This is a genomic window from Phnomibacter ginsenosidimutans (assembly GCF_009740285.1).
Taxonomy (GTDB): Bacteria; Bacteroidota; Bacteroidia; order Chitinophagales; family Chitinophagaceae; genus Phnomibacter; species Phnomibacter ginsenosidimutans.
This window is the reverse complement of record NZ_CP046566.1, coordinates 1,813,012-1,834,985: the sequence shown is the minus strand read 5'-3', so window position 1 is coordinate 1,834,985 and position 21,974 is coordinate 1,813,012. Positions and strand designations below refer to the sequence as shown.

The following is a 21,974-nucleotide window of genomic DNA, read 5'->3' as shown; positions in this document are numbered from 1 at the left end:
GGCTTCAGCAAATAATCTACGGCGCTGGCTTCAAAAGCTTTGATGGCATATTCATCAAAAGCCGTGGTGAAAATGATGGAAGGAGGTTCATCCAATAACTCCAGCATTTCGAAGCCGGTAATTTTGGGCATTTGAATATCGAGAAACACCAAGGATGGCCAATGCTGTTGAATGGCTTTCAATCCTTCAAAACCATCGCCACATTCGGCTACAACGCTTACCTGCGGAAAGGCCTGCAAATATTCCAGCACAACCATTCGTGCCAGTGGCTCATCATCTATTACTACTGCTTTTATCATAACGGTTGCGGAACTATGATGGTGGTAATAAAAAGGCCGTTGCTGCCACTGGTTTTGAGCAAATCGCTTTGCCCAAACAAGAGCTGCAAGCGCCGCTGAATGGAACGTAAGCCAAAGCCTGTACCGTCAGGTTGACGGCTTGTTTGCGGGTCGTACGGGTTGCGGATTTCCAGCACCAGTTTACTGCCCTCCTGCCGGGCAATGATGTCGATGGTAATGGGTTCGGTGGTATCGTACAAACCAAATTTGATGGCATTTTCTACCGCTGGCTGCAATAACATAGCAGGTATTTGTGCAGTGCTCAATGCTTCAGGAATATCGATGACGGTATTTAGTCGATGACCAAATCGGACTTTTTCAATGTCCAGATAAAGTTGCAAATGGCTGATTTCATCTGCCAGTGCATTCCAGGTATTTTCTTCTTTGCGCAAAGTGCCCCGCAAAAAATCGGCCAGTTGCTGAATCATGGTGCGGGCCTGTGTGGGTTTGGCTACAATAAGTGCATTGATGGAGTTTAAACTATTGAACAGAAAATGCGGATGCAATTGATCCCGCAGTTTCATCAGTTCTACTTCTCTCGACAAAGCCTCGGCTTCTTTGCGCCGGTCTTCTTCTTCCTGCTGTTGCTGCACTGTGTACCACAACACGTGTATGAGGGTATTGGTACCCAAAATGAGTACGCCCACTGCCATGCGTATGGGATAAGTTTTGCCCGGCACAAATGCGTAGTTCGCTAAACTATCCGGCAGCATAAACAAAACCAGCTTCGACAAGAGCATCCAGAACAAAGCCACCAAACCAGTCAACGCCAGCAGGTAGCTGTAGCGGTTGTTGTCGGGAAGGTAATACCGAAGGCTATTGCTGATGAGCCAGCTGCAACCGAGTAACAAAGCATTGCTTACTAGGCTATCAATGGCAGACAATTTCCAGCTGAGGCCATATGCGGAGAGCACCCATGCATGCACCAGCATCCAGAGTGCCCAGCCGGCAAAAAACATGCGGCGAAACCGCGGTGTGGTAAATGGTGAAGAAGCCACTGAATTGTTTTGGTGAATAACGAAACGACTACAATGTTACTGAATTCATACCTGCAGCATGCGGTACTTTTCTTCGGCTATGTGGGCCAGCAAAGCAGCTTGTTGTTGCTGCAATTGCTGTTCCATTTTTTCAGTGTTTGTGTGTTGTTGAACTTGTGCCAAACATTCTGCGCCATCGGCGTTTTCATCTAACAACAGCATACCGGTTACACTACGAAACTGCCAGGGAGATTGGGTGTGCCGGCCTTCGTGCAGGCCAATGTGTGTGGCTTTGGAATAGGCGCAGTGTGCATCGTCGGCCAGTATAAACCGCCATTGCTCTTGGTATTGTGGCGTGGCGGCGCATTGATACATGAGGCGAACGAGATACGGTTTCATGGCGAAATGTTTTGGCAATGTGTGGGTCGAGGTGCTGATTAATAACTTTTGATTTCCAGTCCACCCAAAAAGCTGGTGCCTTCTATAATCAGTTTCTTGTTGGGGTTAATCATTTCAGGTTTGATAAAACGCTTGTCGTCTACCCCGCCAAACACGGCCACCATTACAGATTGCACATCCCAATCGGCGGGCACAATGAGTTTGGTACCGCCCAACACATTCACGATTTCCATTTTGATGGTGCCTTCAAAATCGGCGTGTGCCAGATTGATTTCTGCACCACCAAATACGGCTACCACTTCACCACCGCGAAAGCGTTTGGATACGACACTTCTTTTTACACCACCAAAAACAGCGGTCGCATCAAGCACATCATCTGTTACAGTGTTGGCATCATTCACAGGAGCTGCGTCGGGCACTACGCTAAAATTGCTCAACGGTTGTGCAGTGGCTGCCGGCATGGGTGGAGTGTCATTCATCCAACGGTTGCGGCGATTACCAAAGCCTGGTCTGAAGGCGATGATAAGACCGACCAGTATAATGCCAATTGGCCATATGTACTGACGAATAGGAATGAATGGTCCAATATCATCCAGTAGAAAAACACTTCCAATCACGATAAGGATGAGCCATGAAATATCCTTGAATTTTGAATTGATACCCGTAATTACACCAATGAGTATGAGAATCATTTCCCAGCCAAACAACCAGTTAGGCAAGGGTAAATGCATGCGTTTGAGTAAAATGCCCAGACCTACCAACACGACTACAAAACCGATCGTGAGTTGTTTGGGGATGGTTTTTTGTTTGTGTTCGAAAGGCGTTTGCGGCTGTTGAAAATGCTGTGACATAACAGTTGTTTTTTGTTTGATAACACAAACCTACTGCGGCCATTTACCCAAGGCAAGCGGCTTTAGGCATGCGGGGTTGGTACCTCGGTAAAACCTGCTTTTTTGCCGGTGAAAATGTTTTGCTTTTTTGTGCAATCCATTTACCGAAACAAGTCTTCGGTAAAAACTACAACGCCGCAATAGCCCGCCAAGCCATGTACAACAACAATGCAGTAATGACCCATCCGCTGATGCTGAGCCACAAAGGATGGCGGTAGTTGGGCAGCCATTTTCGATACGACATGGCCAGCAATACCAGTATCAACGCCAGCGGCAATACAAATGCGTTGACGGCTCCGGCCAGCACCAATATTTTCACCGGATTGCCAAAACCTGCAAACACTGCAGTAGCAACAATAATAAAGGCAACGATCATCCATTGACGATGTTTAACAATGGCCGGATGCCAGCTTTCCAAAAAAGAAACCGACGTATACGAAGCACCTACTACAGAAGTAATGGCAGCACTCCACAAAATGAGACCAAATATGCGGCGGCCATTGTCGCCCAATGCCTGCTGAAAAACACTGGCGACAGGATTGCCTGCATCGGGCACAAAACCGGTCACCACTACACCCAACACGGCCGCATACAAACCAATGCGCATGATGCCTGATAAGATGATACCCGTTACCGCCCCCTTCGTTACTTCTTTCTCCGCCATGGGCTTGCCTTGCTGCGCTTCGAGCATGCGATGGGCGCCAGCAAAACTGATGTAACCACCAACAGTGCCACCCACCAAGGTGAGAATGGATAATGAATTGATGTGCGTTGGCAGCACAACATGTTGCAGCATATCACCCACAGGTGGTTGTGTAGCAAAAGCTACCGTCAACACCATTACAATCATGAGGATGCCGAGCCATTTGGCAAATGTATCCATGGCCTTGCCAAACTCTTTCAGCAAAAACAACGCAATGGCAATGGCACCACTAATAATTGCACCAGTGGTAGCCGAAATGCCAAACATGGTTTGCAAGCCCAACCCACTACCGGCCACATTGCCAATATTAAATACCATCCCTCCTGCTACTACCATAAGAGTGAGCAACACACCAGCACCAGGTACTACCCGATTGGCCAAGGCCGGTGCCTTCAAACCCGTTGTGGCTATGGCTTTCCAGATATTCAGTTGCACCACAATGTCAATGAGAATGGACACCAAAATCACAAACCCAAAGTTGGACAACTGCTGACTGGTGAACACCGTAGTTTGTGTAATAAAGCCGGGACCAATGGCACTGGTGGCCATCAAAAAAGCGGCACCCATCATGCCATTGCTCATCCATTGTTGTTGCTTAGCCATGCGCTTTTATGTTGATGCCACTTTGCTGAAATATATGTACGATATGTTCGGCAAAAGAAATGGCATGTGCTCCATCGCCATGCAGGCAAATGGATTTGCGTACTCCTACTGCCGGATGAATGACACTTCCATCTACCGCCATCAGCTTTCCATACAATGCAATGTTCAATGCTTGTTGCATGGCCATATTATCATCTGTAATCAGGGCATTGCTTTGGGTGCGTGGCGTTAACGAACCATCGGATTGATACGTACGGTCGGCAAAAAACTCATCTACCGTATTGAGGCCAATGGCTTTTGCTGCAGTAATGGAATGACTACCGGCCAAACCATACAGTAAAAGATTGGAATCAAAATCATACACCGCCTGTGCAATGATATGAGCTATTTCCGGCAGGCGGGCACTCATGTTGTACAAGGCGCCATGAGGTTTTACATGTACCATACTTGCACCTGCTCTGTTGCAAGCCTCTTGCATAATGCTGAGTTGCTCAGTAATCAATTGATACCAGGCATCGGGCGTGAGCAGCATCATATCGGTACGGCCAAAATTGGCTTTGTCGGCAAAGCCCGGATGTGCTCCAATTGCTACACCGTGTTGCTTGCACAAATCTATAGTAGTGGCAATGGTAGCTGCATCGCCTGCATGATAGCCACAGGCAATATTGGCCGAGGAAATTAGCGGAATGAGGGCAGCATCAGTCGGTATGCCTTCTCCCACATCTGCATTCACATCAATGGTTGGTTGCATGGGCTAAATATAGCGGCGAATCAGGTTAGGAAACTGCGCACCATAAGTTGTATTTGCCGGATATGTTTTTGCTGCTCGTATAAACCCATGGCTTCAGCATGAGTAATAAACTGAAACCCGAAGGACATGTCAGCCGAAGACTGCGCCAAAATGGGTAATGCCACTTTGCACAACTGCAACACCCGCGGGTAACCGCCCACGGTTTGATGATCGGCCATGAGAGTGAGCAATTGCCCGGATGGCAAGAGCTGCGTGGTACCTATTGCCACCGGTGACGACAATAGGCTGTGTTTTTCTTTCAACTGCAAATCATTGCCCAACCAATGGATGCCCATGCGGTCGGCTTTGCGGCTTACTTCAAACCGACTGCGCTGCAATTGGTAGCGGGCATCTTCCTGCAACCATTCCCATTCGGGGCCTTTGAGCACGGGTAGTTGCGTAGTATTTGCAGGCAATAAATCAGTCACAAACCACGGCATTTTTTTATTGAGGCTCCCTTCGGGTAAATGAGTAATGAATGGCAAGCAATCGCCCGTTTGCAAAGCCCTGCCCTGCCAGCCACCAAAACCCGATTTGAGATTGGTAGCCGCACTGCCCATCAGCTGCGGTACCTGCCAGCCATGCCGCACGGCGAGGTAGCAGCGTTCGCCTTGTTTTTTATGCCCAAACCGCAGCACCGAGCCTGCTGCCACCTGGTAAGCCCGGTTGTTGAGCATCGGTTCTCCATCGAGCATCGCCGAAAAGTTGGCCCCAGTTAGTGCTATCAAAGCCGGTTGCTGAAATCGAATGATGGGTGCCGGAAAATGCATTTCCAGCACTGGCGTATTTAGTTCATTGCCGAGCAAGGCATTGGCCAGAGCAAAAGACTGCGGGTCCATCGGTCCGTTGCAATTGATGCCCAAATGGCCCCAGCCATGGCGGCCGGCATCTTGCACCGTATCGAGCAAGCCTGCTTTTTCTATTACAATGCTCATGATGCTTGCAGGCTTTTAAAATCGGATAAAGAAACCGGCACGAATCGAACCTGCTGGCCGGGCTGTAACACGCAGGCTGGTTCACGATGGACATCGAACATTTGCAGCGGCGTGTAGCCCACAATGTTCCACCCGCCGGGCGATGCCGTGGGATAAATGCCCGTTTGCATACCGGCAATACCCACAGCACCGGCTTTAACAGGCACCGGTGCTGCTTTGCGGGGAAGTGCTATCCGTTCATCTACACTGCCCATGTAGGCGAAGCCGGGCAAAAAGCCCAACATATAAATATGGTAAGTAGCGGCGCTGTGGAGCTGCACAATTTCTGCCGCGGATAAGTTGATTTGCTGAGCCATAGCTGCCAAATCGTTGCGCAAGGCCTGGTCGTAACAAACGGGTATTTCTATTAATGTAGTGGTGGCACCCGTTGAAAGCTTGTCTGCCAACTGTTTCAGGCCGTCATGCATCCAAACGTCAGCATCGGGCTGCGGCTGGTGGAACCGGAGCAGCAGGCTATCGTAAGCCACTACTACATCTTGCAATAAACGGCTGTACTGCTGGCGAAACAGTGACGCCAGTTCATGCAGTTGCTGATTGGCGGCAACGGATAAGCCGGTGTGAAACTGAAGCAACCAGTCGGTTTCGGAGAGGGGTGAAATATGTGGCGGAGGCAGTTGCATGGCTTCGAATGTAAGGCCTGCCGGGGAAAGATACATAGCTGAGGGGCTGCACCAGACCGGAGGGCAGTGCCGGGCGGTGCTATGCCCGCAGGGCCTATGGCAAAGGCCGGTACGGAACCCGCAGGGCGGCGAACGGCGGCTGCCATGAGCAAAACTGCTGACAGCCCCCTCCCTATATTTGCCGCTGCTTATGGCGAAAGCCTTGCTGGCCTTGAATTTTGTTTTGCCAAATAGGCGGTTTCTCCTACCTTCGCCGCCCAAATTCAGCTGAAATGACTGAATTCGCCCCGACTCACAACGATGAAGGGTGTCCATTGTAAACATTTTAAAACCAATCAGGGATCATGAACAATTATGAATTGATGGTGATTTTTACCCCTGTGCTGAACGACGAAAGCTACGCTGCCGCTCAGAAGAAGTATGTAGACTTCATTACTGAACATGGTGGTGCTATCGTAAACAGCAATCCCTGGGGACTGAAATCACTGGCGTACCCCATTCAAAAGAAAACAACCGGTATGTACTGGGTTGTTGAGTACAGTGCGCCATCCGACCTCAATGAAAAACTGAAGATTCAGTTTTTGCGTGACGACAACGTAATGCGTCACCTGTTCGTAAAACTCGACAAACACGCCGTTGAGTACAATGCACGTAAGAAAAGTGGCGTGAAGGCAGAAACTGAAAAAGCGGAGGCATAAGTTATGGCACGGAACGAAATCAAATACCTGACCGCCATTCGTACTGAAAAGCGTCAGAAGAAATATTGCCGCTTCAAGAAAATGGGCATCCGTTATGTAGACTACAAGGACGCTGAGTTTCTGAAGAAGTTTTTGAACGAGCAGGGTAAAATGTTGCCCCGCCGTATTACCGGTAACAGCCTGAAGTTTCAGCGCAAGGTAAGCGACGCTGTAAAGCGTGCCCGCCAGATGGCCCTGCTGCCTTATGTAACCGATTTGATGAAATAAGCAACTTACATAAAGCCGTAAGCGATACTTGCGGCTTTATATTTTCTATTCAGTAACCATTCCCTAACTCTGCTGCAAGGCAGAAGGACAGCGAAAGCTGGGCTCTGGGAACTAAACCATTTGCAACCATGCAAGTAATTTTGATTCAAGACGTAGACAACCTGGGCGGCAAGAACGAACTGGTGAATGTGAAGAACGGCTATGCCCGTAACTACCTCATCCCCAACAAGTTTGCTGTAGAAGCCAGCCCCAGCAACCTGAAAATGCGTGAAGAGAAGCTGAAAGTAGCGGCTAAGAAAGAAGCTGCACTGTTGGCTGCTATCAACGAAGTAATTGCCAAGCTGAAAGAAGCGCCTGTGAAAGTGGGTGCCAAAGTAGGTACTACCGGCAAAATCTTCGGTAGCGTTACTTCTGTACAAATCAGCAAGGCTATCCGCGAACAGAAAGGTTATGAAATTGACCGTCGTCGCATCAGCATTGTAGATGAAGTAAAAGAACTGGGTTCTTACAAAGCTGCTGTAGACTTTGGCAATGGCAACAACGCTGAAGTGGAGTTTGAAGTAGTAGCTGAATAAGCTTTTTTCGAACGATATGTTTTTCAAAAAACCTGCTTCCACAAGCAGGTTTTTTGTTGCCTGAAAGGGGCGAAAAAAAATTCAAAAAAAAGTGCAAGAGAAAGTTGGTCGTTATATCTGTTCCCCTATTTTTGCACTCCCAAACGAGATAATCAGTACGGGAAAAGCTCTTAAGGATCGGTAGTTCAGTTGGTTAGAATGCCGCCCTGTCACGGCGGAGGTCGCGGGTTCGAGTCCCGTCCGGTCCGCAAGGTAAACTTGCAAAGCCCTGTAAATCATACGATTACAGGGCTTTTTGTTTTTTTGGGGTCAAAATCAGGACCAATTGAAAAGCGGCTTTTCGCAGCTGGAATTTCCTGCCCTCTTTTAGCCCCGGTTATCCACATTTATTTTTTTCCGTTCCAGCTCTTTGTAGCCATTTTTTTGACCTTTTGGGGATGGTAGCCCCTTCCCTCTTCCAAATACACGCATGGCCCCTATCTGCTCACAATTATCATGTAGGCAGCTCTATCCGGTCAAGTAACACTAAACGCTTAAACGACCCTTGTTTTATTCTTGGGTACCATTTCCAGCTGCAGCCTCTTGATGGCAAGTGCAGCCCTTACTTTGGCCTGCAGGATATTGCACTGCACACATTTCACCTCCAAGCAAATTGCCTGCGAGATCTAAACGCTTAAACGACCCTTGTTTTTTTTCTTGGGTACCATTGCCAGCTGCACCCTCTTGATGGCAAGTGCAGCCCTTACTTTGGCCTGCATGATATTGTACTGCACTCATGGCACCTGGAAGCAAACTGCCTGCGTATCTAAACGCTTAAACGACCCTTGTTTTGTATAGGGGACCTTCCTTTCTCTTTATCCATAAAGTATGGTGAATGTCTATAACATTCACCAACCTGTACGAATTTCGTGCAGGACTTTTCTACCGCTTTACTTACTTGTCAACTACGGTTTAGTTGATTTGCTGTGCTCCTCTATGGCAACAAGGATTTTTTTTAAAGCGGATTGATTGTGCATTTGCCCCTCGCAAACTGTCCACCTGCAGCGTCTGTGCTTTAGCCCTTTTGCCTGAAAAAACGGCCTGTTGTTTTCAATCCTAATGCTGCGGTTTCTACCCGATACCCTGTACTGCTCCACCCGCTCATTTTTCAATAGCAGTTCCACCCATAGCCGCAGCCGCTTGCTGTCGGCTTGTATGTATATCCAAAAGCCCATTATTGTTACCCACCACAAAACTAAACTTTTTAGTATTTAGTAGCTTATAAACCAACCATGCCGAAAGGCAAAGCCGGACAGCAGTACTACTTACTGCATGATGGCATCAAAAAACAGGCGGCCTTCTTTGTCGGTTACTTCTGTAAAGCGTTGGATGCGGGCAGAGAGTTCTGCCAGCCGGTCTAAATTGGCCACCACATAGCCATTTTCTGCAAAGTGGCCATCAATGTTTACTATTTCATCATCCAGTGCCTTTACCACATCATCCAGCTGCAAATCTTGCGGCAGCTTGTTGCGGTTGATGATGATTCTCGATTCCTGTACAGCCAGCTCCATGTTTTCAGCAGTATTAAAACCTTCGTGTATGAGCTGGTACACCCTGTCGTTATCGCTATGGTCTACCAACCTTATGTAGAAGTCGTCGGCGTTTTGTATTTCCTTTCGTCCGTGGTGCGGGGCCGGTTGGGCATAGCTTACCCGTGTCAGGCGGTCGTTGCTGCTTCGTAAGGTGCGGTAATTGGGGCTTTCTATAGTGGTAAGATAACTGGCGGTTTCCGGCAGTGGCTCGTTGGTTATTTCTTTGAGCACATACACGGCTATGGCTACATGCTCCCAGGCTTGTGCCTTGGGTTCAATATGGGTTATTTCTGCCAGCAGTTCTACCACCTGCGCATCCATGAGCCTGCTCAATATTTCGTTTTCTTCTCTTGGGATGTAGCCTATCATGTGCGGACCGCAGTACAGCGCAATGGCACAGGCATCGTGCTCGTTTTGTGGCTCCCGCTGTAGCTCCAGCAACTGGCCCACCGTCATTTGCTCTAGCAGCTTGGGCCCTTGGTGAAACCGAAAGCCCCGCACAAAGCACTGCAACAAATACACTTTTTGATACTGTTTTACCAATGCCTTGGGCAAGGCGCCAACGCCAAATAAACCAATCAGGTTTTTTATAAAGGTTGTCCGGTTCATATTGGTAGTTGATGGTTGGTAGTTGGCAGATGACTGGAATACAACCAGCCAACTTCTGCAAAGCTATTTTTTATTGCCTCCAAACTTTTACTTTTGAAGTGCAGAGGCTTGCGGGCCATTGCACCCTATGCAGCTTTCGGGCTGCATATTTTTTTTGGGCCAATTAATGTTTATCAATGTCTTTGGCGTATAAACAATCTCCTAAGATTGAAGATGTCTAATCATGTATTTTATTACAATAGATTACTATCTACTTCATGTATCTCTTTATCTCTTTCAGCTGGAAGATGAAAGGAATTTAAATTGTCCACAAATTGAACTTTATTCTTATTCATAAAGATTGGATGTAACGCTAACCTTGTAAGCTTTTCCGCCAATGATTTGTCAAAGTCCTGTATGTATACTTTTTTAAGAGTCCCCATCCTCTCAAAAATTTGCCTATCAATTTCATCATTGAATTCAGGGAAAGAATAACCAATAATTACAAGAACCTCAGTCCTCGCTGCTATTTTTTCAGCCTCTTTATATTTACTGTTGTCAAAAAACTTTGTGTTATCAAACAGGTTTTCCCAAGCAAATCCAAGGAATTGCGAATAGTACATATCACTTATTCTACCTTGATCTAATTTTTTGAACAAACCAATGAGCCTTTGAAAAAGCTGGTAATTACTTTCGAAAGGTTCAAATGGATTTTGAATGTAATCTGCTTCGCAATAAGCCACACCATTTAAGTGGACTATTGAAAATTTATCACAATCTTCAAAACGCCTGCCTTGTGTTATGTCAGGCTCCATTCTTATGTATCTTGATGTTTCATAAACTTCTTTTTCATAATACTTTGATAACGCAAGTTCAAACTGTAAATCATAGTTCCATGTGATGATATTATAGTTCCCTTTGAACTTAACTTCTTTAGGGATGGGTTTAAGCATATTAGAAATTAAGTTATCGTACCTTTTATCAACTTCATCTCTTTCAACTTTTCTTGGGACTCTTGGTATTTGTTGATGTATAAAGAATAATATCAAAAGTGATTTTAGTTCGCTCAACTTTTTACCACCTTGATGAAAAAGTTTCTTTGCATATAAATCAGGGGTATTATGGTCATCAAAAGCCCTAATTAACTCATTACATAACCCTAATATTTTTTCACGATAATGGTCCTCTTGTTCAGTTGTTGGGAACTCATATTTATCTGAAAACAATTGGGCAAACTCTATAAAACGTACTTTAAAATTTTTATAAGTTGGTAATGCATTAGCGCTGGCTCCTGCGCCTAAATAGTAAGTGACATTTGCCATAGTGTGGTTGTGTTTTCGTTAATTCTTTTTTCCTTTCTTCTTGCCCTCTCCCGCAAATAAACCTGCGGTATATTGGTCGTAGAGTTCGAATAAATACTCAATGCGTTTGGTTTCGCTGGTAAAGGGTTGTGGGCGGTAGCACAGGTCTACCGCTTTATCCAAAGCCTGATGGGCTTTTACCAATACCGGCGGCATTACATCGGGGTCGTACAAATCGGCCAGCGAAGCCTCGGGAAATTGTGCCCTTGCATCGAGTACCTGCTGCGCTGCGGCTTCTACGGCTTGCTTTTGTTTATCGGTGGGCGATAATGGCCAAGGGAAATTATTGTAGACAATGCCTGTGCTATATGAATAATCACTTTTCATCCTTCCAGCCACATTCTTGACCCAACTCATGTGCATTGAACTACTTAAAATTCCAAATGAAAAATTTGAACCGTTATCAATCGTATAATTCTTATTGCTTGTTATTACATCTGCAGTCATAAATCCCACAGGGATATAGTTTCTTCTTTCTGATGAAACTTCAGGGAATACGATATAATCAGATTTTGGCTGTCTAATTTCACCGAATAAACTTGGGAAGGCTGCTAATTTTTGAGTGCTTGGACGTTTGCTGGATAAACGAGAATGTTTCACCAATTCAATCCTTTGCAATACTAAAGGCATTGACTTGAGTTCATTGGGCCCTGCATCTTTTAGCCATAGGCACCATCTATGTTTGCCTGATATAAATTCTTGTGCTCCTATAAACTTTCGAAAATACTTTTCAGATTTTGGCTCATTTAGCACAAATTCATTTTTCTCATCCTCATTAAAAAGCAGATGCCCACCATCATTTGGCATACTCCCAAATACCATTTCCTGAACATTACAAATTGGCGTTCTACGTTTAACCAAAAAGGAATCCCTTCCTGAAACCAAATAAGGATTAATGTTTCGAGACTTCAAAACAAGCTCTTCTCCATTTTTTACATCTGATTCGATTATCCTTTTATCTGGAATATCAAAATTTGAAAAACCGATAATCACAACATGTACAGCAGCATTTGCCTTTGCTTCATTTCCCCATTTAAAACTTCTGTATGCAAAATGTATTTTAATCTGGTGTTTTGAAAATAGCTCATTCCAAAGCACACCAACCTGCTCTCCTTGACATATTGAATTCGTACTTACAAATGCTACTACTGTTCCATTCTTCACACCTTGATTTACCATTCCTATGTATTTTGAAGCTAGTTTATACCAACTCGCTACATAATCAAGTAAACCTGAACCATCAACCTTTCCAAATACAAAATCTATATCATCTTTTTGCTCTTTAGTTTGGTATTGCTTACCTAAAAAGGCGGATTCCCCATGATATAATCAAACCTTGCCCCGTTGGCATCCCAAGGCATGGTTTTGATAATGCTTTGCCAGTCTATCCGCAAGGCATTGCCGTGTACTATGGTAGCACTTTTGCGCAGCGGCAGGCGTACATAATATTCGCCAAAGGTTTGGCTGGCCTGCAGGTTCATTTGGTGGTCCATCAGCCACATGGCTACCTGTGCTATCTGTGCCGGAAATTCTTCGTACTCAATGCCATAAAACTGGTCTACATCCAGCAAAAAATAGCTGCCAATATCGGTTACAATCTGCCCTTGCAGCAGGTCTTTTACAATGTCCATTTCCAGCAGGCGCAGCTCACGGTAGGCAATTATCAGAAAGTTGCCACAGCCACAGGCGGGGTCTAAAAAGCGCAGCTGGCTGATGCGCTGGTGCAGCTTTTTCAGTTTGTTTTTATCGTGCCGTATGTTGCCATGTTCCGCTTTCAGCTCATCCAAAAAAAGCGGCTGTATTACTTTCAATATGTTTTTTTCGCTGGTGTAGTGTGCCCCCAGGTTGCGGCGTTCTGTGGGGTCCATCACACTTTGAAAGAGAGAGCCAAAAATGGCGGGGCTTATTTTGCCCCAGTCCAGCGTACAGCATTGCAGCAGCAGGCGGCGCATACTACTGCTAAAGGCAGCCACAGGCAGGTTTTCTTCAAACAGTTTACCATTTACATAGGGAAACTGCATCAGGTGCTCGTCCAGCGTTTTCAGGCGTTTATCGGGTGGCGTATTGAGCACTCCAAACAGGGCATGCAGGTGCATGGCCAAATCGCTGCCGTCTTCGTTGGTTTTGCGGTCTATATATTCCTGGAATATGCCCCGCTCAAAAATGCTGGTATCATCGGCAAACAGCAGAAAGAGCAACCGCACCAGATACAGCTCCAGCGGGTGCCCTTCGTAGCCAATGGCTTTCAGCTCATCGTGCAGCTGGCCCATGAGCTCGGCGGCTTTAATGTTTACGGGGTCTTGGTCGGCAAAGGTTCTTTTTTGTATGCCTGCCAGCGGATAAAAAACGGTTATGTATTGCAGCAGTTGCGGCAGGGTAAATGCCGTTTCCTGTCCATCGGTATCGTACACTTTAACATGGTAAAAGTCGGATACCATTATCAGCTCCGGCAGTTCGTGCTCTTTCAGTCCGTGGCAATATTCTTTGGCCTGTGTATAGGCTTTGCTCAGGTCTTTGCCCTTGCTTTTCATTTCTACCAGCAGGCGGCCTTTCCAGAGCAGGTCTATATAGCCGTCGGCTTCACTCAGCTTTTTTACACGGTGCTCAAATGTGGCTACCCGCTTTCGGCTGATGCCAAAAATGTTGAGAAAGTCAATCAGAAATTCTTTGGCGTCTGCTTCTTCTCGTCCTTCGGTCTGCTCCCAGTCTTTGGCAAAGGCGGTTGCCCTTGTCTTTATTTCATTCAGCGATAGGTTCATGGGTGTAACGTTAGGGTATGAAAATAAATAAAAAGGCACGTAGAAACGTGCCTTTGTGTAAAACGGGGTTAATCCTTGGTAAATTCATCAAGGTCTAAATCTTCAAGATTAAAGTCGCCATCATCAAAAGGGGCGTTAATCCGTTGAAAATCTTCCAGCTGTTTCTGCCGCTGCGGCCAAATGTTCCGGTTTTTAACGGTCTCAAATTTGTGGAAAGGCTTCTTGTTCACTACAGGGGGCTTTAAAGCCATAAAGCCAGCCTGCTTTTCGGGCGGCATGTAAAAGTTTTCTGCTGATAAAGCTTTTTGCAACTCTTCCAGCTTAAACAGTGTTCTGTTGCCGATTTTCTCGGCTTTAATTATGTTCTTTTTTACCCAACTGTATACCGTTGGCTTTGTTACCTGGAACATTTCCATTACTTCCTTTACGGTTTTATACTGGGTTGGCTTTTCAAAATTGACGTTGCCCAGTTCCATTCTAAAGGCTTCAATAATGGTGGTAATGTGCTGCTGAAAAATGGTATTAATCAGCTCTTTCAATTCGCTTTGGCGCATGGCCAAAATGGGGTCTTGCATGTTGTCATACTTATAAAATGTTTGTGTTTACTGGCCTAAGCCAAAGAATAGTACAAGCGTACAAGTACAATAGCACAGTATACACCACGAAGGGTAAGACAATAAAAAGGGAGAGAAATAAGACGAAACCCAAAGGTTTCAAGTAGAGCCCCAAATGGGGAAGAAAACACCTGCTTTTGCAGGTTTGGTAAAACTAAGTAAATGCGGCTATCGGCTGCAATATTTTTTTAGCCAGTGAGCTTTGCACCCAGTGTGCCCCATGCATCATGCATTTGCACAAATCTGGTCTTGTTGGTAATGTTCAGATAGCGTTTAAAAATCTTATGGCTGCTGATGCCCGTTACATCCATTATCACCTCGCTTTGCATGCCCTTTTCTATGGATAAGGTAATGAAGGTGCGGCGGGCAGTGTGGGTGCATACCAGCTCCCACTTGGTTTTATATTCTACTATTCTTCGGGAGCCGCTAAATCTTTCGAGCCTTACCTGCTCATTAAGTCCGGCAGCCTTGGCTATTTCTTTCAGCAGAGCGTTGGCGGTTACATTGTGCATCACTGGCGGCAGTGGCCTGTTGCTGTTGGGGTTGTCGTACTTTTTAATAATCTCCTTAGCAAAAGGATTGAGCGGAATAAAAATGGCCTTCTTTGTTTTGGTAGTGCGTATTTCAATCATGTTATCTTTTATGTGGCTCCGGTCTACCTTTATATTATCTGAATAGCGAAGGCCAGTAAAACAGCTAAAGCAGAAATTATCCTTTGCCCATTCCTGTTCCTGTGTCAGGTTCTTGCAGTGGTAAATGGCCAGCAGTTCTTCTTCTGTCAGGTGTATTACATCGGGTTCCTCTCTCAATACCTTAAACTTCCTAACGTCTATGGGATTGGGCAGCAGGTTGTTGTCGCTCAAATAATTGATAAACACTTTGAGCGTTTTAATATGCTTGCCCACCGTATTGTTTAGGTATTGCATGTCCATTATCAGAAAGTTGAGAAACCGCTGGTAAAAGGCTTGGTCTATCCTTTCCAGCCAAACTTTCTCCCCCCTTCATGGCTTCAAATAGTTCCAGCTTGGCCAGTGTATCGCCATAGGAATTGATGGTGGCTTTGCTTTTGGTGGCCTTGTTACTCTCAATAAATTGTTTGTACAAGGCTTTAAAGGGATTGGTTTTTGCTCCCGTGGTTGTTGGCACTACTGGTGCATGTTTCTCTTTGTAGATGGCCAGCACTTCCGCAGGGGTCAGCTCTACCCTGTTAAACAGGGCTTGCCGCTCTATTTCTTCAAACTCATTTTTCAGGTCTTCCAAAATGGCGTTTATCTGCTTCACTTCTTTAAGGCGGGTTTTGTCTGTGGTAAATACCCGCTGGTTCTTCCATTCTTCTTTTCGTACTTTTAGCTTGGTTGCATGTTTTACTTTCTCGCCTTTGTCTTGATACACCAGTATCACCGGATGCATGTTTTTCTTGTCTGCATCTTTCAGGTAAAAGTTGATGGTTGCCATAGTTCAGAAATTTTTGGGGTCAATTTTGGGGTCAAAAATATCTGTACCAGCTTTTACCAGCCTTTACTAATTACTCACAGGTATGTTCCGCAAACAGCTGAATTACAAGCGTTTACGGTAAATTTTAGTAAAAATAAGTTAAGCTAAATAAAGCCAAAATGGCACCCGTCCGGTCCGCAAAAAGCCTCAGGAAACTGGGGCTTTTTTGTGTGCCTGCCTAACAGGAGATAAATTCTTAGGGTAGACTATTTTTAGACAACCAAAGCATGACTTACTTCATGTTTGTGAAACTACATTGCTTGTAATTTTAAATACTATAAGCAAGGCATTATACAGCTCTTCGTAATTGCCATTACGTCATCTTGTACAATTTGTCTTTGCCTTTATACTATCCGGATCAATCAGTCAGAAGCTGTTCAACATTTCTCTTGTATAGAGAAATGAAAGATTTTATTAAGCTTAATCTCTATGCCATGAATCGTTTTTTTGTATCCGTCCTGACTACCACGCTGGTATTCCTTATGACATCCGTTTGGGGGCAGAACTGCGCCGTAAATGCGGGGCTTGATCAAACAATATGTGTTAACCAAACATTGACCTTGACCGGCACGCCTGGTAGTCCGCAATTTGTGCCGCCTGCTTATCAGTGGACAAAATTATCGGGGCCAGCGGCCAGCATTACCTCACCAACGGCAAGTTAGTACCACTGTAACGAGCATAGAACCTGGTAACTATGTGTTTGAATTTTCTGCCAAGTGTGTAGATGGCCTTTGGGCCCGAAACACGGTGGCTGTAACCGTGCTACCCTTACCGGCTGTGGCATTAGCCGGGCCCGATCAAACGATTTGTACAGTAGGCCCGGTAACATTGGCGGGTAATACACCAGGCAGCGGTTTAACCGGCACCTGGACGGTTTCCCCTACCGGCGGTACATTTTCGCCCAATGCCAATACACCCAATGCTACATATACGCCTGCAGCAGGCGGTGGGGTTCGTACACTTACCTGGACTATTTCCAACGGCTATTGTAGTGTAAACGACCAAATGCTGCTAAACGTGGTAGTGCCAGCAGCAGTGAATGCCGGTACCGACCAAACCCGTAGTTGTGCGGGTACTACTACCACTTTGGCAGGGTCTTCACCTGGCCTCAGTCCCATTCAAACGGGTGTTTGGAGCGTTATCAGTGGTCCGAACACACCTGCTTTTAGCAACATCAATAGTGCTACTTCTACATTGTCGGGCTTAACACCGGGTACCTATACGTTGCGTTGGACGGTGAGTGGACCCTGTCAGAATGGAACCGACGATATGGTCATTAACGTGCAGAATATTAGTGTCGCTCCCAATGCTGGTTCTGGAAACGTATCCTATACCACTATTTGCGCAGTACCGGGCACCGGTAGTCAGGTTCTTACCGGCAGCTCATTAGCCGCAGGCGAAACAGCGGTGTGGTCACAAACAGGAGGGGGTGTTTCGCCTTATCCCAATGTTACTTTTTCGCCTGATAATACCGGCTCCACTGTTACTGTCAATGGTATGAATGGTACATTTCCTTATACTTTTCGATACACGAAAACAAATTCAGACGGATGTACGGCCTTTCGTACCCATACAGTGTATCGGGCGCCGTCCATAGATAACCTGAGCGAACCCGCCAATCTTGAATTGGCGTGCAATGATACCTTTGCCACTTTCAATGTTACGTTTACCGATGCGGTAAGCATTACCAATACTATCACCCGTACGGGCATTCGCATTTCGGGTCCGGCAGCAGTCGGTACTTTGGCTTACGACAATATTTCTACAGCTGCTGCTGGTATACGTACCGAAAGGTGGAAAGTATCTGCCATGACTTTGCCTGGTACGTATGTTTACCGTATGGAGTACCGTACCGCCTGCGGTTCTGTATTCCGCGACATTGCAGTAACTATTTCTCGTACTCCGGGTTTGGTAAATGCTGGCAGCGATATCATTTTGCCCTGCAATACCCTTACGGCTACACCAATTGGTGCTACTACTGCACCCGGCAGCTATGTATGGACACAAATAAGCGGCCCTAATACAGCTACCGTGACAGGATCCGCTACACTAACGCCCAATATGAGTGGCTTACAAATGGGGGTGTATGCAATGCGCCTCAATTTATCGGGTGGAAAAAACTGCCCGGCCAAAACCGATACCATGTATGTATCAGTTACCACAGCCGTACCTACCATAGCCACTACCGGCCCAAATGCCACCATTTGTGCGGGGCGTTACCGGCTTACAGCCAATACGCCGCTGCCAAATGAAACAGGAACCTGGACCGTTTCGCCATCCAGCGGGGTTTCTTTTTTGCCCAATGCCAATACACCCAATGCAATCGCTGCTGGTTTGTTGTCTAATACCTCCTATACGTTCACGTGGACAGTGAGTAACACTTGTGGCAGTGTAAACAGTGCTCAAACGCTTGTTACCACCGCAGCATCAGCTCCACCGCTGCCCGATGCTGGCACCAATGTTTGTTTGGCAACCAGTGCCACCAGTACTACTATCAGTGGCAATGATGCCGCTGGTGCAACTATTACCTGGACACCGCTTACAGCAGGCAGTAGTGTGGTGAATGCAGCCAGCCGCAATACCCAAGCTAATTTTACCGGCGGTCCTGGTACCTATTTGTTCGAATACCAATTATCAACCGCTGGCTGTGCTCCTTTGGCCGATACCCTGGTGGTTACCATCAATTCAACGCCGTATACTGCAGCTGCTGGAGCCGATCAGGATTTGTGTTTGCCTACTTTGCCAGGTTCGGTTACACTCACCGGTAGCCCTGCAGCCCCCACGGGTGCTACAGCCCAATGGGCACAACTGTCTGGGCCCAATCTTGCAACGCTTAATAATGCAACCGCTACTACCTGCGACATGGGGAATCTTGCCAGTGGTATCTATGAATTTGAATACCGGATTACCAGTGGAATTTGTGCTACCAGTGCAGATGTAGTGGTATTGCGCATTGCACAACCACCATCGGTTGCTGATGCAGGGGCAGATGTGTCACTGTGCAATGCAACCACCGCAACCCTGGCAGCATTATCAGCCGTTGCACCTACCTCGGGTACTGGATATTGGCAGGCCTTATCTGGCCCTACAGGTACTACTACACCTACCATCAGCAGTGCACTTACCACCAATACAAATGTTTCAAATCTTACACAGGGCACTTACACCATGCGATGGACGGTGAGTACGTCACCTTCTTGTGCCACTTCAACCGATGATGTGAATATTTCTGTAGTAGCGCAGGCCAATGCCGGTGCCGATCAAAATTTTTGCAATTCGCCTTCAGCAGCGCTAACCGGTAGCGCCAATAGTAGCGGTACATGGAGCCAGGTGAGCGGTCCTGCAGGTGCTACCATTTCCAGCAACGGACCAAATACGGCCGTTGTAACCGGCCTTGCAGGTGCCTCACCAAGTGCGGTGTATACCTTCCGTTACACACTGCCTGAGGTTGGTAGTTGCCTTGCCTCAACCGATGATATGCTGGTAACAGTTTATCCTGCTCCCTCGGCAGCCGATGCTGGCGCCAATGTAGAAGTATGTACTGGCGTATCATCCGTTACACTTACAGGCAATGTACCCGCCTTTGGTACGGGTAGTTGGGTAAGGGTTAGCGGCCCTAACACACCAGTGGCCGGCGCCAATAATGGGCAGTATGTCGACACATTATTAACTGGCTTAGTAGCAGGTGCGTATTTGTACCAGTATGAGGTTAAAACACATTCTTCCTGTGTTGCCAGTATCGATCAGGTGTATATATACAAAGAAATAGCAGCGAATGCAGGTACTGATGCGGCCTTGTGTAATGTCAGTACTACTAGTTTGACAGGTAGTACTCCTGCTATCAACACAGGTGTATGGGCGTTGGTAAGTGGTCCCAATACACCGGTGATAGCCAATGCCAACAGCCCTCAAACCAACCTGAGTGGTTTAATTCCGGGAACCTACTTGTTTAATTGGACCATTGGCAGTGGAGGCGCCTGCGGTGCCAACACCGATGAGGTACAGGTACGGATAGATGCGCCGGTTACCAGTGCCGATGCGGGAGCAGATGTTAGCAGTTGCCAAGGTAGCCTGGCAGCTTTTCCAATCGGATCAGCTGCAGTAGGAGGGCTTACATACCAGTGGTCGCCAGCAACTTTGCTTAGCGATCCCAATATTGCTCAGCCCAATTTTACAGGTGTTAACAATTCGGGCACATTTACATACGCCGTACGGGTGGTGAATGGTACCTGCGAAGCCATTGATGAAATCACTATTGTAATGAAGCCAAAACCAAACGTGGTGATTCAAACCACGGCAGGTATTTGTGGTGCCACCTATACCGCTACAGATTTGGGTGCTGGAGTGGCGCTGCCAGTTACTTACGCATGGACTTTTGGTACCAAGCCTCACAGCAAACCCAGCTTCGGCAACAGATGCGGGACCCCATGCAGTGGATTATATCACTTCGGGCCCCAAAACCACCACGCTTACCATTACTTCTGCCGATGGATGTGCCAATACTGGTAATATCAGTTATACCCCTCTTTGTGTGATGCCTATTCGCTTGCAGTCTTTCTATGCAAGCTGGCAGCAAGAGGCGGCGCAACTACAATGGCAGGTAGCAAACGCATCTGCATTCAGTCACTTCATTGTCGAAAAATCTATGGATGGTATGAGGTATGAACCAATTGCTACCATACCATTTACCATGGCTCAAGCCAAGTATATGTACATAGACCGGCAAGCTTCAGCAGGCCGTGGTACTCATTACTACCGGTTGCGCCTGATGGATGTAGATGGAAGCTATACGTACAGTACTATTGAGCAGCTCAAAGGAAAGGCTGCTGAAGTATTGGCCTATCCAAATCCATTTGGCACAGCCATTCAGGTGATGTTGCCATCTACATTACAGGGTCCTGTTTCGCTTGTGCTTTATGGCCCAAGTGGTCAAGCCTTGTTGCAAGAGCGTTATCTTCAACAAACACTGCCCCGAAGCTTGCAGATTGGTGTACCAGCATCTTGGCCATCAGGAGTATACCTGCTCCGCATTCAATCGGCCAATGACCAATGGCGTATCCCGCTTTGGCGGAGTGGAAACTGATCGATATTTGGGTGTTACCCCGGACTTATTCTAAATAGATGCTGATAAAAACGGGGCGTCGATCCACACAGACCGACGCCCCGTTTTTAGGTATATAGTATTTCGCTTTTGTGACAACTGGCTTTGGTTTCATGGGTGTGGTAAATGAAAATTGAGTACCGAGTAAAGAACATCCCGATATTATAAAGGATGGTGCAGTAGGTACTGCTTTACAAAAAGGGATTTAACCGCTGCAAAGCCCGGATGGTTGGCATATTGCAGGGCACACACCTTTGACCATCCTTACAATAACAGGCAATTTTCCAACATTGGTTTATGCTGGTAGTCAGGTGCAGTTTCACTCCATATCGTTTAATGAAATTTATCATTGGCCTTTTCCATAAGTGTTTTGATAAAACAAACAGGATTACAGGATACCCAGCAAGATGGCGGTCGTTTCGGCTTTGGTCAGTGTTTTCTCATAAAATATTCTTTTCGCTGGTACAATGTGCTTCCAGTCTTTGCCAAAGACGATGCCCCTTGTATTTCATTAAGCTACAGGATCATGAGTATATCGTGAGGTTATTGAAATACATTAAAAGGCAGTTTTTTGGATGTTGGTTTTCAGGAGCAGCATTTTTGAATGTTCGAAAGGTGCTGTATTATGTTT

Annotated in this window: 18 protein-coding genes, 1 tRNA gene and 3 pseudogenes; 7 read left to right on the top strand and 15 right to left on the bottom strand. The window is 46.4% G+C overall.

Annotation, left to right across the window (positions count from 1 at the left end):
• Window positions 1-29: 29 nt before the first annotated feature.
• From GLV81_RS20150 to pxpB, 8 genes and pseudogenes are all read right to left on the bottom strand, one after another.
• Window positions 30-257: pseudogene (locus tag GLV81_RS20150) on the bottom strand (LytR/AlgR family response regulator transcription factor); the annotation flags it as partial.
• Window positions 258-295: 38 nt separating this feature from the next.
• Complete coding sequence (locus GLV81_RS07910) at window positions 296-1,336, bottom strand: sensor histidine kinase (RefSeq protein ID WP_197429029.1); 1,041 nt, start codon at window positions 1,334-1,336, stop codon at window positions 296-298.
• A gap of 45 nt (window positions 1,337-1,381) precedes the next feature.
• A complete protein-coding gene (locus tag GLV81_RS07905; protein WP_157478358.1) occupies window positions 1,382-1,714 on the bottom strand; it encodes a hypothetical protein in 333 nt (110 codons plus the stop codon).
• 38 nt (window positions 1,715-1,752) lie between these two features.
• Window positions 1,753-2,565: a LiaF transmembrane domain-containing protein gene (locus tag GLV81_RS07900; protein WP_157478356.1), complete on the bottom strand. Its 813-nt coding sequence runs from the start codon at window positions 2,563-2,565 to the stop codon at window positions 1,753-1,755.
• Between the two features lie 166 nt (window positions 2,566-2,731).
• Window positions 2,732-3,910 carry an NRAMP family divalent metal transporter gene (locus tag GLV81_RS07895; RefSeq protein WP_157478355.1) on the bottom strand — a complete coding sequence of 393 codons (1,179 nt, stop codon included), beginning with the start codon at window positions 3,908-3,910 and terminating at the stop codon, window positions 2,732-2,734.
• Window positions 3,903-4,661 (bottom strand): 5-oxoprolinase subunit PxpA, encoded by a 759-nt coding sequence (locus GLV81_RS07890; protein ID WP_157478353.1) that lies wholly within the window; start codon window positions 4,659-4,661, stop codon window positions 3,903-3,905. Before GLV81_RS07890 ends, GLV81_RS07895 begins: the two co-directional genes overlap by 8 nt.
• A 20-nt stretch (window positions 4,662-4,681) precedes the next feature.
• Complete coding sequence (locus GLV81_RS07885) at window positions 4,682-5,635, bottom strand: 5-oxoprolinase subunit C family protein (protein WP_157478351.1); 954 nt, start codon at window positions 5,633-5,635, stop codon at window positions 4,682-4,684.
• Complete coding sequence (pxpB, locus tag GLV81_RS07880; RefSeq protein ID WP_197429028.1) at window positions 5,632-6,351, bottom strand: 5-oxoprolinase subunit PxpB; 720 nt, start codon at window positions 6,349-6,351, stop codon at window positions 5,632-5,634. Before pxpB ends, GLV81_RS07885 begins: the two co-directional genes overlap by 4 nt.
• Before the next feature lie 308 nt (window positions 6,352-6,659).
• Between pxpB and rpsF the strand changes: the two genes are divergently transcribed.
• From rpsF to GLV81_RS07860, 4 genes are all read left to right on the top strand, one after another.
• A complete protein-coding gene (gene rpsF / locus GLV81_RS07875) occupies window positions 6,660-7,013 on the top strand; it encodes a 30S ribosomal protein S6 (RefSeq protein WP_157478347.1) in 354 nt (117 codons plus the stop codon).
• A 3-nt stretch (window positions 7,014-7,016) separates the two neighbouring features.
• Window positions 7,017-7,280: a 30S ribosomal protein S18 gene (rpsR, locus tag GLV81_RS07870; RefSeq protein ID WP_157478345.1), complete on the top strand. Its 264-nt coding sequence runs from the start codon at window positions 7,017-7,019 to the stop codon at window positions 7,278-7,280.
• 128 nt (window positions 7,281-7,408) lie between these two features.
• The gene (rplI, locus tag GLV81_RS07865) at window positions 7,409-7,855 is read left to right on the top strand and encodes a 50S ribosomal protein L9 (protein ID WP_157478343.1); all 447 of its coding nucleotides are present in this window, start codon (window positions 7,409-7,411) and stop codon (window positions 7,853-7,855) included.
• A gap of 174 nt (window positions 7,856-8,029) precedes the next feature.
• A tRNA-Asp gene (locus GLV81_RS07860) sits at window positions 8,030-8,103 on the top strand.
• A gap of 1,056 nt (window positions 8,104-9,159) precedes the next feature.
• Here the strand turns inward: GLV81_RS07860 and GLV81_RS07855 are convergent.
• From GLV81_RS07855 to GLV81_RS07830, 7 genes and pseudogenes are all read right to left on the bottom strand, one after another.
• Complete coding sequence (locus tag GLV81_RS07855) at window positions 9,160-10,035, bottom strand: HIRAN domain-containing protein (protein ID WP_157478341.1); 876 nt, start codon at window positions 10,033-10,035, stop codon at window positions 9,160-9,162.
• A 233-nt stretch (window positions 10,036-10,268) separates the two neighbouring features.
• A complete protein-coding gene (locus GLV81_RS07850) occupies window positions 10,269-11,336 on the bottom strand; it encodes a hypothetical protein (protein ID WP_157478339.1) in 1,068 nt (355 codons plus the stop codon).
• Between the two features lie 21 nt (window positions 11,337-11,357).
• Window positions 11,358-13,588, bottom strand: a pseudogene (locus tag GLV81_RS21575) (DNA methyltransferase); the annotation flags it as partial.
• Between the two features lie 39 nt (window positions 13,589-13,627).
• A pseudogene (locus tag GLV81_RS21570) lies at window positions 13,628-14,134 on the bottom strand (type IIL restriction-modification enzyme MmeI); the annotation flags it as partial.
• Between the two features lie 68 nt (window positions 14,135-14,202).
• Complete coding sequence (locus GLV81_RS07840) at window positions 14,203-14,709, bottom strand: helix-turn-helix domain-containing protein (RefSeq protein ID WP_157478337.1); 507 nt, start codon at window positions 14,707-14,709, stop codon at window positions 14,203-14,205.
• Window positions 14,710-14,936: 227 nt separating this feature from the next.
• The gene (locus tag GLV81_RS07835; RefSeq protein ID WP_197429025.1) at window positions 14,937-15,674 is read right to left on the bottom strand and encodes a site-specific integrase; all 738 of its coding nucleotides are present in this window, start codon (window positions 15,672-15,674) and stop codon (window positions 14,937-14,939) included.
• Complete coding sequence (locus GLV81_RS07830) at window positions 15,637-16,203, bottom strand: hypothetical protein (RefSeq protein WP_157478333.1); 567 nt, start codon at window positions 16,201-16,203, stop codon at window positions 15,637-15,639. Before GLV81_RS07830 ends, GLV81_RS07835 begins: the two co-directional genes overlap by 38 nt.
• Window positions 16,204-16,631: 428 nt before the next feature.
• Between GLV81_RS07830 and GLV81_RS07825 the strand changes: the two genes are divergently transcribed.
• The 3 genes from GLV81_RS07825 to GLV81_RS07815 are packed head-to-tail and all read left to right on the top strand — an operon-like array spanning window position 16,632 to window position 21,325.
• On the top strand, window positions 16,632-16,904 hold the full coding sequence (locus GLV81_RS07825) for a hypothetical protein (RefSeq protein ID WP_157478331.1): 273 nt from the start codon (window positions 16,632-16,634) through the stop codon (window positions 16,902-16,904).
• A gap of 34 nt (window positions 16,905-16,938) precedes the next feature.
• A complete protein-coding gene (locus GLV81_RS07820; protein WP_157478329.1) occupies window positions 16,939-20,751 on the top strand; it encodes a PKD domain-containing protein in 3,813 nt (1,270 codons plus the stop codon).
• A complete protein-coding gene (locus GLV81_RS07815) occupies window positions 20,675-21,325 on the top strand; it encodes a T9SS type A sorting domain-containing protein (protein ID WP_157478327.1) in 651 nt (216 codons plus the stop codon). The genes GLV81_RS07820 and GLV81_RS07815 overlap by 77 nt, the downstream gene beginning before the upstream one ends.
• Window positions 21,326-21,974 lie beyond the last annotated feature (649 nt).

What these genes read in the sequence shown, in the direction of transcription:
- GLV81_RS07840 (WP_157478337.1), bottom strand. Translation starts at nt 14,709, where the DNA reads ATGCAAGACCCCATTTTGGCCATGCGCCAAAGCGAATTGAAAGAGCTG.
- GLV81_RS07830 (WP_157478333.1), bottom strand. Translation starts at nt 16,203, where the DNA reads ATGGCAACCATCAACTTTTACCTGAAAGATGCAGACAAGAAAAACATG.
- GLV81_RS07905 (WP_157478358.1), bottom strand. Translation starts at nt 1,714, where the DNA reads ATGAAACCGTATCTCGTTCGCCTCATGTATCAATGCGCCGCCACGCCA.
- GLV81_RS07890 (WP_157478353.1), bottom strand. Translation starts at nt 4,661, where the DNA reads ATGCAACCAACCATTGATGTGAATGCAGATGTGGGAGAAGGCATACCG.
- rplI (WP_157478343.1), top strand. Translation starts at nt 7,409, where the DNA reads ATGCAAGTAATTTTGATTCAAGACGTAGACAACCTGGGCGGCAAGAAC.
- GLV81_RS07850 (WP_157478339.1), bottom strand. Translation starts at nt 11,336, where the DNA reads ATGGCAAATGTCACTTACTATTTAGGCGCAGGAGCCAGCGCTAATGCA.
- rpsF (WP_157478347.1), top strand. Translation starts at nt 6,660, where the DNA reads ATGAACAATTATGAATTGATGGTGATTTTTACCCCTGTGCTGAACGAC.
- rpsR (WP_157478345.1), top strand. Translation starts at nt 7,017, where the DNA reads ATGGCACGGAACGAAATCAAATACCTGACCGCCATTCGTACTGAAAAG.
- GLV81_RS07885 (WP_157478351.1), bottom strand. Translation starts at nt 5,635, where the DNA reads ATGAGCATTGTAATAGAAAAAGCAGGCTTGCTCGATACGGTGCAAGAT.
- GLV81_RS07895 (WP_157478355.1), bottom strand. Translation starts at nt 3,910, where the DNA reads ATGGCTAAGCAACAACAATGGATGAGCAATGGCATGATGGGTGCCGCT.
- GLV81_RS07855 (WP_157478341.1), bottom strand. Translation starts at nt 10,035, where the DNA reads ATGAACCGGACAACCTTTATAAAAAACCTGATTGGTTTATTTGGCGTT.
- GLV81_RS07900 (WP_157478356.1), bottom strand. Translation starts at nt 2,565, where the DNA reads ATGTCACAGCATTTTCAACAGCCGCAAACGCCTTTCGAACACAAACAA.
- GLV81_RS07835 (WP_197429025.1), bottom strand. Translation starts at nt 15,674, where the DNA reads ATGCAATACCTAAACAATACGGTGGGCAAGCATATTAAAACGCTCAAA.
- pxpB (WP_197429028.1), bottom strand. Translation starts at nt 6,351, where the DNA reads ATGTATCTTTCCCCGGCAGGCCTTACATTCGAAGCCATGCAACTGCCT.